The 1565-nt window shown below is 43.0% G+C and carries 4 protein-coding genes; 1 reads left to right on the forward strand and 3 read right to left on the reverse strand.

Annotated elements, in window-relative coordinates; all coding sequences use genetic code 11:
• The 3 genes from CBG25_RS20285 to CBG25_RS20295 all read right to left on the reverse strand — a co-directional run.
• A partial coding sequence (locus CBG25_RS20285; RefSeq protein ID WP_290608898.1) for a LysR family transcriptional regulator occupies positions 1–662 on the reverse strand: 662 nt, incomplete at its 3' end.
• A gap of 111 nt (positions 663–773) precedes the next feature.
• Positions 774–1055, reverse strand: coding sequence for a transposase zinc-binding domain-containing protein (locus CBG25_RS20290; protein WP_290608896.1), 282 nt, complete (start codon positions 1053–1055; stop codon positions 774–776).
• Between the two features lie 136 nt (positions 1056–1191).
• Positions 1192–1353, reverse strand: coding sequence for a hypothetical protein (locus CBG25_RS20295; protein ID WP_290608897.1), 162 nt, complete (start codon positions 1351–1353; stop codon positions 1192–1194).
• A gap of 119 nt (positions 1354–1472) precedes the next feature.
• Between CBG25_RS20295 and CBG25_RS20300 the strand changes: the two genes are divergently transcribed.
• The coding region (locus CBG25_RS20300; RefSeq protein WP_290603829.1) for a helix-turn-helix domain-containing protein at positions 1473–1565 on the forward strand (93 nt) is incomplete at its 3' end.

The following is a 1565-nucleotide window of genomic DNA, read 5'->3' on the forward strand; positions in this document are numbered from 1 at the left end:
AAAGCACGACGTTTTTCATCGATTGAACTTACTGTTAATCTCTGCTGTTTATCTAATAACTGTACCGTTAAGACTGGCCGTTGTTTAGCGGTATCTACAATGGCAATCCCACGATATTTGATCCGAGTCATGTCGGAAAGTGGCTCTGGCTCTTGATGAATAGGATGCTCTGGACTGGCAACATAGACATTATTAATCGTACAAAGTAAACGACTATTAATTTCAGGTGAAGAACGAAAATGCAAATCAGGCGCAATAACAATATCTGCCTTACCCGTTTCTAAACACTCCCATGCACCCGCTAATACTTCAGTCAATAAAGAGAGTTGAGTTTCAGATTTTTGTGCCAATTTATCAACTAAAGGAAAAAGCGTTGAGGTGGGGATCAATACTTCACAAACGATGGTAAGATAAGGTTCCCAACCACGCGCCAATGCTTCAGCATCAACAACAAGTTTATCTGCTGCTTCTAACAATAGCCGCCCTCGTTCCAACAACATCCGACCAACATCAGTAAAACGTGTTCGATGGCCAGAGCGATCAAAAAGCACCACATCAAGCTCTTCTTCTAATTTTTGCATCGTATAACTTAATGCAGAAGGAACTTTACCCAATTCATCAGCTGCAGCTGCAAAACTTCCACGTCGATCAATGGCATTCATTACGCGTAATGCATCTAATGTTAGTGCCCGCTCTTTACGAGGCTGTCGCAAAAGGGGTATTTACAATAAAAATAATTTAATTTTTTCTTTMAAATCAAAATATTGAAATCATTAAAAACATGATACTACCTCTTTTGCGACAGCCTCTTTACAGCTTTGGTAAATAAGGCGCCGATGTGGACAATGGGTATTCTCACAGCATAATTCGCGGCTTCCCATAAGTGGTGTGCCACAAGCTAGCATTTTGGTGACAACTTCTACTTCAACAGGCCTCAGTGGGTAAGTGTTTAGCAGTTCGGCCCAAGCACCGTTTCGCTGAAACAACGTTTTTAGAGGGCGAGGAGTGAATTCAGAAAGCACGGGGGTAATTTTATATGATTTCCAGAAGTTCAAGGTACCACCATTCTACCCGATATCGATTTGCAGCCGCTAGGCTGCTTCCTTGACTTTTTGACTAAATGTGATATTCCGCTTCCTCGTCTGCTCACTCGCTCCGCTCGGTCACAGACTTGCGGCGAGCGTAGGCTTTTTAATTAATGGTGATAGCCAACCAACGGTCAGCATAACGCTCAAGGCTGTGTTCTGCCCCCGCACCTTCGGTTAACAGCATCATTTGATTGACACAATCCCGTGAGGGAAAGTGGTAGCCGGTACTTTTTAAGGCCAGTCCAAGATGTTCGCCTTGCCGCATATAATGGAGCGTTTCATTAATACGTCTTTCCAGCTGTCGCTACCAATGTAAAAATGATCCACTTGCTAATGTAAAACTGATCCACCAAGAGTAAAAATGGCAGTTTTAAGGTACTGCCGATGATAACATTGGAGATCAGAGTGGAAATTTCTGTTTTACATCGCCAGGGTATGTCTATACGTGCGATTGCTCGACGGCTTTCATGCTCAAGA

This window comes from Arsenophonus sp. ENCA (genome assembly GCF_002287155.1).
Lineage (GTDB): Bacteria > Pseudomonadota > Gammaproteobacteria > Enterobacterales > Enterobacteriaceae > Arsenophonus > Arsenophonus nilaparvatae.

Bases quoted from the DNA above. Each gene is read 5' to 3' on its own strand.
- CBG25_RS20295 (WP_290608897.1), bottom strand. From the start codon at position 1,353: ATGCGGCAAGGCGAACATCTTGGACTGGCCTTAAAAAGTACCGGCTAC.